This is a genomic window from Verminephrobacter aporrectodeae subsp. tuberculatae At4 (assembly GCF_000193225.1).
Lineage (GTDB): Bacteria > Pseudomonadota > Gammaproteobacteria > Burkholderiales > Burkholderiaceae_C > Acidovorax > Acidovorax aporrectodeae.
In genome coordinates this window covers 1-9728 of the sequence record NZ_AFAL01000974.1, presented here as the reverse complement: position 1 = coordinate 9728, position 9728 = coordinate 1, and the positions used below count along the sequence as shown (strand labels likewise).

General features: G+C 67.9%; 9 protein-coding genes, 1 tRNA gene and 2 pseudogenes. 7 read left to right on the top strand and 5 right to left on the bottom strand.

Going from position 1 to position 9728, the window contains the following annotated elements:
* Window positions 1-20: 20 nt before the first annotated feature.
* Both VTU_RS35625 and VTU_RS35620 read left to right on the top strand, forming a co-directional pair.
* Window positions 21-509: pseudogene (locus tag VTU_RS35625) on the top strand (SwmB domain-containing protein); the annotation flags it as partial.
* Between the two features lie 354 nt (window positions 510-863).
* Window positions 864-1205 carry a choice-of-anchor U domain-containing protein gene (locus tag VTU_RS35620; RefSeq protein ID WP_322835874.1) on the top strand — a complete coding sequence of 114 codons (342 nt, stop codon included), beginning with the start codon at window positions 864-866 and terminating at the stop codon, window positions 1203-1205.
* A gap of 102 nt (window positions 1206-1307) precedes the next feature.
* Here the strand turns inward: VTU_RS35620 and VTU_RS0123835 are convergent.
* Window positions 1308-1383: transfer RNA gene (locus VTU_RS0123835), tRNA-Arg, on the bottom strand.
* Window positions 1384-1448: 65 nt separating this feature from the next.
* Window positions 1449-2240, bottom strand: coding sequence for an IclR family transcriptional regulator (locus tag VTU_RS0123830; protein WP_010110088.1), 792 nt, complete (start codon window positions 2238-2240; stop codon window positions 1449-1451).
* Between the two features lie 173 nt (window positions 2241-2413).
* Between VTU_RS0123830 and VTU_RS0123825 the strand changes: the two genes are divergently transcribed.
* From VTU_RS0123825 to VTU_RS0123805, 5 genes are all read left to right on the top strand, one after another.
* Window positions 2414-3415: a Bug family tripartite tricarboxylate transporter substrate binding protein gene (locus tag VTU_RS0123825; protein ID WP_010110087.1), complete on the top strand. Its 1002-nt coding sequence runs from the start codon at window positions 2414-2416 to the stop codon at window positions 3413-3415.
* A gap of 79 nt (window positions 3416-3494) precedes the next feature.
* The gene (locus tag VTU_RS0123820; protein ID WP_010110086.1) at window positions 3495-4181 is read left to right on the top strand and encodes an RraA family protein; all 687 of its coding nucleotides are present in this window, start codon (window positions 3495-3497) and stop codon (window positions 4179-4181) included.
* Window positions 4181-5104: an NAD(P)-dependent oxidoreductase gene (locus VTU_RS0123815; protein WP_010110085.1), complete on the top strand. Its 924-nt coding sequence runs from the start codon at window positions 4181-4183 to the stop codon at window positions 5102-5104. The genes VTU_RS0123820 and VTU_RS0123815 overlap by 1 nt, the downstream gene beginning before the upstream one ends.
* Before the next feature lie 93 nt (window positions 5105-5197).
* Window positions 5198-5905, top strand: coding sequence for a CoA transferase subunit A (locus tag VTU_RS0123810; RefSeq protein ID WP_010110084.1), 708 nt, complete (start codon window positions 5198-5200; stop codon window positions 5903-5905).
* 38 nt (window positions 5906-5943) lie between these two features.
* Window positions 5944-6588, top strand: a complete 645-nt coding sequence (locus VTU_RS0123805; RefSeq protein WP_010110083.1) for a 3-oxoacid CoA-transferase subunit B — start codon at window positions 5944-5946, stop codon at window positions 6586-6588.
* Window positions 6589-6707: 119 nt separating this feature from the next.
* Here VTU_RS0123805 and VTU_RS30160 read toward each other — a convergent pair.
* The 3 genes and pseudogenes from VTU_RS30160 to VTU_RS0123790 form a co-directional block, all read right to left on the bottom strand.
* A pseudogene (locus VTU_RS30160) lies at window positions 6708-7887 on the bottom strand (CaiB/BaiF CoA transferase family protein).
* A 23-nt stretch (window positions 7888-7910) separates the two neighbouring features.
* A complete protein-coding gene (locus VTU_RS0123795) occupies window positions 7911-9074 on the bottom strand; it encodes an acyl-CoA dehydrogenase family protein (RefSeq protein ID WP_010110080.1) in 1164 nt (387 codons plus the stop codon).
* A 35-nt stretch (window positions 9075-9109) separates the two neighbouring features.
* On the bottom strand, window positions 9110-9728 hold a 619-nt coding region (locus VTU_RS0123790), incomplete at its 5' end, for an HTD2 family dehydratase (RefSeq protein WP_029554710.1).

Genomic DNA, 9728 nt, shown 5'->3' with positions numbered 1-9728 from the left:
GCCGGTAAACCACCACCGTCACCTTCACCTTCGACGAACAGGTCACGGGCTTTACCAAGAACCACCTGAGCGTTCCCAACGGCACGCTCAGCGAACTGCGCAGCACCGACGGCGGCCAGACTTGGACCGGCACGCTGACCCCGACGGCGAACGCCACGGACGCGAGCAACGCCATCGGCGTGAGCAACCTCAGCGGTGTGAAAGACTGGGCCGGCAACGCCGCCACGGGCAGTCCGACCAGCAACAACTATGAGGTCAACTCCACCGACACCGAGTCGCCCGTACTCAGAGGCGCCACGGTCAACGGCAATCGCCTGGTGCTGAGCTACACCGAAGCGACCACCCTGGACGCCACGCACAAGGCGGACAAGGGAGCCTTCACGGTGCTCGTCGACGGCACGGCCAACGCCGTCACCGCCACCGCCGTCGATGCCACCGCCAAGACCGTGACGCTGACCCTGACGACCGCGGTGACCGTCAGCCAGAACGTCACCGTTTCCTACACCGACCCGACGACCGGCAACGACGCCAACGCCACGCAGGATGCAGCGGGCAACGACGCGGCCAGCTTTGCCGCCCGGTCGGTGAGCAACAACACGGCGCAGGACACGGACAACGACGGTGTGAGCAACGCCGTCGAAGACCAGGTCCGTGGCCTTGCCCGCTTCCATGGCGCAGCCACCGTGGCCGGCGACGGCAACGGAGACGGGATCAAGGACAGCGGACAATCCGCAGTCTGCTCGAACGCCAGCGTCACCCTGGTGGCCGGCAGCCAGAACGGCAAGCTCAAAGCCGACAACGGCACGCGCATTACCAGCCTGGAGCAGAAGGACGCCCCCGCGAACTATTCCGGAGCGCTGGAGATGCCCATCGGGCTGACCGAATTCCGGGCGGAGTTGGGGGCCGGCACGCGCACCGAGAAGTTCAGCCTCTACGTGGACCCGGCGCAGGGAGTCAACGGATACTGGGTGCAGAACCAAAGCGGCACCTGGGTGAACCTGGCCAGCAGCCCCTACGGCGGCAAGATGGTGCTGGAAGGCGATCGGCTCAGGCTGGACTTCCAGATCACCGATGGCGGCGAGTACGACGCCGACGGCCAAGCCGACGGCGTCATTACCGCCTCCGGGGCCGCGGCGGCGCGCATGCCGTTGCACATCGTCGGGCATGCGTCCGATGTGGGGCTGTTTGGGTGGTTCTGGTTCTGACGGACCTGTGGCGCGCCAAGCCACGCGCGCCCTGCGTGGACACCGGAGCCTCTCCGGTGGTGGTGGGGCGGTGCCCGGGCTGGATGGATGATCCGGAAGATCTGGTGCGGCTGGCGGGGATCGAACCCACGACCCTTGGCTTCGGAGGCCAATACTCTATCCACTGAGCTACAGCCGCATGACCGTGCCGGAAAGCGCCGGATTATCGCACGCGGCGGGCGGCTGCCTGGTCCTTGGACGGTTTCACGGATGCCAGTGGCTGGCCCGCACCGTGGGCGCGGTGGCGCTGCCCGAAAGCGCGTATGACAGGCGGTTTGCGGCGGTGATCAATGCGGGTGCCAGCGCGTGCAGTCTGGCTACGGGCAGGCGCGCAGCCGGCCCCGAGATGCAGACCGAACCCAGTAATTGCCCGTGTCTGCCGAACACGGGGGCGGAGACGGTGGCCACGCCCTGTTCGCGTTCGCCGATGGACCAGTGGTAGCCGCGCCGGCGGATATCCTCATACGCCGCGCCCGATTCCCCCGAGAAGGCGAGGATCACGCGCCCCGGTGAGCCCCTGTCCAGCGGCAGCCCTTCGCCCATGCGCGCGTGCTGGCGCAGCGCCTGCGGGCCCTCGACGCGCACGAGGCAGGTGCGCAGCCGGCCTTCGCGCACGTAGAAGGCGGCGCTCTCTCCGCTGGTCTGCGTCAGCTCGCGCAGCGTGGGCTCCAGGACGTTTTGCACGTCGAAGCCCGCCTGGTAGCGCGCGCCCAGCCAGCCCGCAGCGGGGCCCAGGCGCCAGTCGCCGTCCTCGCGCTGCACCATGAAGCCGGAGCGCGCCAGCGTGCGCGCCAGGCGCAGCACCGTGCTCCGGTGCAGCCCGCAGCGGCGGCTCAGCGCGGCCAGCGACAGGCAGGACTCGCCGAGCGCAAACGCATCCAGCAGTTGCAGGGCGCGGGTGACGGCAATCACGCCGCCAGGGCTGTCCGCAGGTTCCGCGTCGGTCGGGGGCGCGCGGTGCAGCGCGCCCGCTGCCGGGTCGGAATCGGCGGGCATGGCGGCAGGCCGGCGGATTCGGGCGCGATTGCTCATGGTCCAGCATGTTGCATGGTGCGGAACACGATTGTAGGCAGGGACACATCTGCCTACAGTTGCGTCCGAGGCGGCGGCGCCAACCGCAGGCAATGCCTTTTTCCGATCTTTCCCTATCTTTCACACGGACCATACCTATGCCGATTTCCTTTTTGCGTTCCCTCGACCCGCGCTTGTGCGCCCTGGTGCTGGGTCTGGCAGCCGCCGTGCTGCCGGCCGCCGGCGTGCAGGCCCAGGCGGTGTATCCGAACAAGCCCATCCGCCTCATAGTGCCTTTCCCCCCGGGGGGCGGAACTGACATGATTGCGCGCACCCTGGCGCAGAAGATGGCCGACCAGAACCAGTGGAACGTGATCGTCGACAACCGCCCGGGTGCTGGGGGCAACCTGGGGATGGACGCCGCCGCCAAGTCCTCGCCCGATGGCTACACGCTGGTGTTGGGCCAGACCAGCAATCTGGCGATCAATCCCGCGCTCCACGCCAAGCTGCCCTATAACCCGCTCAAGGACCTGGTTCCCGTGGCGCTGGTGTCTTCCTCGCCGATCGTCATGGCGGCGCCCGTGGGCTCGCCCTACAAGCGCTTTGCCGACGTCGTGGCGGCGGCCAAGGCCCGGCCCGACAGCGTGACGCTGGGCTATTCCGGCAATGGCACGGTGGCGCACCTGGCGGGTGAACTGGCGCAGAGTGCGGCGGGGATCCGGCTGCGCCACATTCCCTACAAGGGCGCGGCGCAGGCCATGACGGACCTCGTGGGCGGGCAGATCGACCTGTACATGTCGTCCGTTCCCACCCTGCTCGGGCAGGTGCGCAACGGCAAGCTGCGCGCCATCGTGGTCACTTCGGCGCAGCGCTCGGCCCAGTTGCCGGAGACCCCCACGCTCGCCGAGTCCGGCCACAAGGGTTTTGATGCGGTCACCTGGTTCGGTGTTCTGGCGCCCGCCGGCACGCCGGCGCCCATCGTGGACCAGCTCAACCAGGTCATCAACCGGGCCTTGCAGCAGCCCGACGTGGCGCACAAGCTGCGCTCCGAAGGCGGTGACGTGTTGGGCGGAACGTCCGAGAAGTTCGCGCAGTTTCTTGCTGCCGAGATGCTGCGCTGGGGCAAGATCGTCAAAGCCTCCGGCGCCAGTCTGGATTGAGGCGCTGCGCGCGCGTGCCCGCCGTCTCGTTCTCATCCGCTCTACCCCCTTCCTTTTTTTCTTCTCATCCCTTCGCGCCATGAGCCAACTCCCTGAAATCATCCGCAGCATCGAGCGCGTGGGCGCCGACGTGGTACGGCAAGCCGCTGCCTTCCAGGCGGCCATTCTTTGCGACGTGGCGGGCCGCCGCGGCGCCATGCACGGCCGCGTGGCCCCCGTGCACCCGTCCATGAAGATGGCCGGCCCGGCCTTTACCGTGGAGGTGCGCCCCGGCGACAACCTCATGATCCATGCTGCGATTGCCCTGGCCCAGCCGGGCGACGTGCTCGTGATCGACGGCAAGGGCGACCTGACGTCGGCGCTCATGGGAATGCTCATGCTGAGCGCCTGCAAGCAGCGTGGCCTCGCCGGCGTGGTGCTCGACGGCGCCGTGCGCGACAGGCTGGAACTGCTGGAACTCGGCTTCCCGGTGTTTGGCATCGGCTTCAATCCGACCGGGCCGACGAAGCGGGTTCCCGGCCGCATCAACCACCCCGTCAGCGCGGGCGGCGTGGTGGTCCATGCGGGCGATCTGGTCGTGGGCGATGCCGATGGCGTGGTGGTCGTCGAGCGCGCCAAGGCCCCGGCGCTGATGGCCCTGGCCCAGAGCAAGCTGGCGGACGAGGCCGCGCGCATCGCGGCCATCGCGCGCGGTGAGACTGCGGCGCCATGGCTGCCGGACGCCCTGCGCGCCGCCGGTGTGCTCGGGCCGCAAGAGACGCTGTGATGCGCGCGACCATCCTGGTCACCGGCGCCGATCTCGCGCCGCAGGCGCTGGCCTTGCTCGGGGATTTCGCAATCGTCTACGCCGGCCGGGCGCCGACCGAGGAGGACCTGGTGCAGTTGTGCCGCAAGCACGACCCCGTGGCCATCATCGTGCGCTACGGCAGCGTGGGAGCGGCGGCGATGGACGCCGCGCCGGCGCTCCAGGTGATCTCCAAGCACGGCAGCGGCACCGACAGCATCGACAAGGTCGCGGCCGGGGCGCGCGGCATCGGGGTGCTGGCCGCGGCGGGCGCGAATGCGGCCGCGGTCGCCGAGCAGGCGCTGGCGCTGCTGCTGGCCTGCGCCAAATCGGTGGTGGCGTTGGACGCGCGCATGCACGCGGGGCACTGGGACAAGGCGGTCCACAAGAGCCTCGAACTGGGCGGGCGCAGCATCGGCGTGCTGGGTCTGGGGGCCATTGGCCGGCGCTTTGCGCGGCTGGCCGGCGCGCTCGGAATGCGGGTCCTGGGCTACGATCCTTTTGCCCGGGAAATTCCGGACGGCGTGCAAGTAGTGGACCTGGAGACGATCTGGCGCGAGGCCGACGCGATCTCGCTGCACTGTCCGCTGACCGACGAGACCCGGGGCCTGCTCGACGCGCAGACCCTGGCGCGTTGCCGGCGCGGCGTGATCGTGATCAACACCGCGCGCGGCGCCCTGATCGACGAGGCGGCGTTGCTCGCCGCCGTGCGCAGCGGCCAGGTGGCCATGGCGGGCCTGGACAGCTTCGCGGTCGAGCCCATGGTCGCGGGCCATCCGTTTCGCGGCGAGAAGAACTTCATCCTCAGTCCGCACATTGGCGGGGTGACCCACGAGGCCTACGTGAACATGGGCGTCGGCGCAGCGCAGAACCTGCTGAGCGTGCTGCGCGCCCGGGGGCGGTAGATCCCGGGTCAGGGGCGCCTGTTGGGCTATCATCCCGGCGGACCAAGCCCGGGACGGAAATCGCCGCCTGTCCGGATTCACAAGGAGGTCGTGGTGAACAAGTTGTTTCCCTGTGCGGTCGAGGCCCTCGAGGACGTGGTGGCTGACGGTCAACTCATTGCAGTGGGCGGCTTCGGCCTCTGCGGCATTCCCGAGGCACTGATCGACGCTCTGCGCGATTCGGGCGTGCGCAATCTCTGCGTGATTTCGAACAACGCCGGGGTGGATGGCTTTGGCTTGGGCAAGCTGCTCGAAACCCGCCAGATCAAAAAGATGATCGCCTCCTACGTGGGCGAAAACAAGGAGTTCGAGCGCCAGTACCTGGCGGGCGAACTGGAGCTCGAATTCACCCCCCAGGGAACGCTGGCCGAAAAGCTGCGCGCCGGCGGCGCCGGAATTCCCGCTTTCTTCACCAGGACCGGTGTCGGCACCATGGTCGCCGAGGGCAAGGAACTGCGCGAATTCGACGGCGTCACCTATGTCCTGGAGCGCGCGCTGCTGCCCGATGTGGCGCTGGTCAAGGCGCACCGCGCCGACAAGGCGGGCAACTTGCAGTTCCGTCTCACGGCGCGCAACTTCAACCCCGCAGTCGCCATGGCGGGAAAGGTCTGCATCGTTGAAGTCGAAGAAGTCGTGGAGACGGGTGCCATCGCGCCGGACCAAGTCCACCTGCCCGGAATCTACGTGCAGCGCATCGTGCACAACCCGCATCCCGAAAAGCGCATCGAAAAGCGCACGATCACGGAAAAGGCGGGCGTTTGAAGAGCGCCACCACCCCCCATTCATCCGGAGAAAGACCTATGTCCTGGAGTCAAGACCAAATGGCGGCGCGCGCCGCGCGTGAACTCGAAGACGGCTTTTACGTGAATCTGGGAATCGGCATTCCCACGCTGGTGGCGAACTTCGTTCCCGCCGACAAGGAGGTGTGGTTGCAGTCCGAAAACGGCATGCTGGGAATCGGCCCGTTTCCCATCGAAGACGAGGTTGACGCCGACCTGATCAACGCCGGCAAGCAGACCGTGACCACGATCAAGGGATCGTCGATCTTTGGCAGCCACGAGAGCTTTGCCATGATCCGCGGCGGCAAGATCAACCTGTCCATCCTGGGCGCCATGCAGGTCAGCGAAAAGGGCGATCTGGCGAACTGGATGATCCCCGGCAAGATGGTCAAGGGCATGGGGGGCGCCATGGACTTGGTGGCGGGCGTCAAGCGCGTGATCGTTCTCATGGAGCATGTGGCGCGCAAGAAGGACGGCAGCGAAGACCTGAAGATCCTGCCCGAATGCACGCTGCCCCTGACAGGCGTGGGCGTGGTCGATCGCATCATCACCGACTTGGCCGTCATGGACGTGACGCCGCAGGGCATCCGGGTGGTGGAACTGGCGCCAGGCGTGGACTTTGAAGCCCTGCAAGCCAAGACCGGCGTGGCGCTGATCAGCCAATGACTCCCGCGCAAGCCAGTAGCATCTGACGCGCCCTGAGCGCGACTGGCCGTGCCAATGGCCAGCGCCGCCGCCGGGTGGAACACCGAGCCGTTGTGCACACCGCCCTGCGATGCAGGGGATCAGATCGCCGCGTCCGCGCGCAGCCGCGCCAGGGCGGCGTCGTCCAGGCCCAGCGCGCGCAGAATGCTTTCGGTGTGCTGGCCTACGGCGGGAACCGGGTCCATGCGGCAGTCGAAGCGGTTGCTGCGCCCCGGCGGCAGCAGCGCGGGCACTTCGCCTGCGGGCGTGTGCACGTCCTGCCAGCGCCCGCGCGCGGCCAACTGCGGGTGCGCCCACAGGCCCGCCATGTCGTTGACACGCGCGTTGGCGATCTGCGCGGCGTCGAGTCGCTGCAGCAATTCGTCGGTCGTCAGCGCGGCAAAGGCTTGCAGGATCACGGCGCGCAGTTCGGTGCGCTGGGCGCTGCGTTGGGCGTTGCTGGCAAAGCGCGGGTCCGTGGCCAGCGCCGGCTGGCGCAGTACCCCGGAGCAGAACGTCTGCCACTCGCGCTCGTTTTGCAGGCCCAGCATCACGCTGCCGCCGTCGCCCGCCTCGAACGGCCCATAGGGGTAGATGCTGGCGTGGGCCGCGCCCGAGCGCGCGGGGGGGCGCGCCATCGAAGGCGTAGTACATCGGGTAGCCCATCCACTCGGCCAGCGATTCGAGCATCGAGACGTCGATGTGGCTGCCCTCGCCCGTGTGCCCGCGCAGCAGCAGCGCCGACAGAATGCTCGTGTAGGCGTACATTCCCGCAGCAATGTCGGCCACCGAGCTGCCGGCCTTGCTCGGCTCCTCGGGTGTTCCGGTGACCGACAGAAAGCCGGCCTCGCTCTGGATCAGCAGGTCGTAGGCTTTTTTGTCGCGGTACGGGCCATCTGCGCCGTAGCCCGAGATGTCGCACACGATCAGGCGCGGGTGGCTGGCGTGCAGCGCCTCGTAGCACAGACCCATGCGCGCGGCGGCGCCGGGCGCCAGGTTCTGTACCAGCACGTCGGCCTGGCCGAGCAGCGTGCGCAGCGCAGCCAGCGCCTCGGGGTGCTTGAGGTCGAGCGCCAGGCTCTCCTTGGAGCGGTTGGTCCACACGAAGTGCGACGACTGGCCCTTGACGCGGGCGTCGTAGGCGCGAGCAAAGTCGCCGCTTCCCGGGCGCTCGACCTTGATGACGCGCGCGCCCAGGTCGGCCAGCTGGCGCGTGCAAAACGGTGCCGCAATCGCGTGCTCAAGCGATACGACGGTGATGTCTTCCAGGGGACGGCGCATTCGGCAGCCTCGGTATGAAATGGTCAGAACGAACGTGGCAGCCCGAGAACGTGCTCGGCCACGTAGGCGTGGATGAGGTTCGTGGAGATCGGCGCCACTTGGTACAGGCGGGTTTCGCGGAACTTGCGCTCCACATCGTATTCGCAGGCAAATCCGAAACCGCCGTGGTACTGGATGCAGACGTTCGCCGCCTCCCAGCTGGCCTTGGCCGCGAGGTACTTGGCCATGTTCGCCTCGGCGCCGCAGGGCCGGTGCGCGTCGAATAGCGCACAGGCTTTCCAGCGCATGAGGTTCGCGGCCTCAAGCTCGATGAAGGCTTCGGAAATCGGAAACTGCACGCCCTGATTTTGCCCGATGGGGCGACCGAACACATTGCGCTCCTTCGCGTACCGGGTGACGCGGTCGATGAACCAGTAGCCGTCGCCAATGCACTCGGCAGCAATCAGCGTGCGCTCGGCGTTCAGGCCGTCGAGGATGTAGCGAAAGCCCTGGCCCTCCGCGCCGATCAGGTTCTCCGCCGGGATTTCCAGGTTCTCGAAGAACAGCTCGTTGGTCTCGTGGTTGACCATGTTCGGGATCGGGCGCACCGTCATTCCCGAGCGCTCGGCCTGGCGCAAATCGACCATGAAGATCGACATGCCTTCGGATTTCTTGCGCACCTCGGCCAGCGGCGTGGTGCGCGCCAGCAGGATCATCCAGTCCGAATGCTGCACGCGTGAGATCCAGACCTTCTGGCCATTGATCACATAGTGCGTGCCCTTTTTTACGGCGCTGGTCCGGATCCTGGTGGTGTCGGTTCCGGTGCCGGGCTCGGTCACGCCCATGGACTGCAGGCGCCATTCACCGCGGGCGATTTTTGGCAGGTACAGCTCCTTTTGCGCCGTGGACCCATGGCGCAGCAACGTGCCCATGTTGTACATCTGGCCGTGGCAGGCACCCGAGTTGCCGCCGCTGCGGTTGATCTCCTCCATGATCACCGAGGCTTCGGTCAGCCCCAGGCCGGAGCCGCCGTATTCCTGCGGGATCAGCGCGGCCATCCAGCCGGCGCGGGTCAGCGCATCGACAAAGGCCTCGGGGTAGGCACGCTGCGCATCGATCTTGCGGTGGTATTCGTCGGGAAACTCGGCGCACAGGGCGCGCACGGCGTCGCGCAGGTCCTGGTAGCTGTCATCGGGGGGAGCAATCATGGGGGATGGGGAACAGTCATTGGCAAGGGTGTCAGTCAGAGGGTGGCCGTGGCCTGCATGGTCAGCCCGCCTGCGGGGTCGCTGGCCCACAAATCGACGCTGCGTCCGTCGGCCGCAGGGCGTGCATGCAGGTGCAGCGGGTGCAGGTCGAACATCGGCCGCACGGCCTTGAAGGCAAAGCCCGCGGGAACGGCGTGCGGCATTTCACGGCGCAGCAGGTCGAGCAAGAGCGTGGCGATCAGCGGGCCGTGCACGACGAGGCCGGGGTAGCCCTCGGCCGCGGTCGCGTAGTGGCGGTCGTAGTGGATGCGGTGGCCGTTGAACGTGAGCGCCGAGTAGCGAAACAGCAGGACGCTGTCCGGCACCACCACGCGCTGCCAGGCCGCGTCCTGCGGGGCCGCCTGGGGCGCGGGCGCCGGCTCACCGGGGCGGGCGGCAGCGCGGTAGACGATGTCGTGCTCTTCGGTCAGCGCCAAGCCGGCCGCGTTGTGCAGTGCATGGCGCACCAGCACGAAGAGCAGATCGCCCGTGCGTCCCGCCTTGTGCGTGACCGACGCGATGCACGAGCGGCGTTCGACCACGTCCCCCACGCGCAGCGGGTTGCCGGCCTGCCAGTGCAGGCGCCCTCCGGCCCACATGCGGCACGGCAACGGC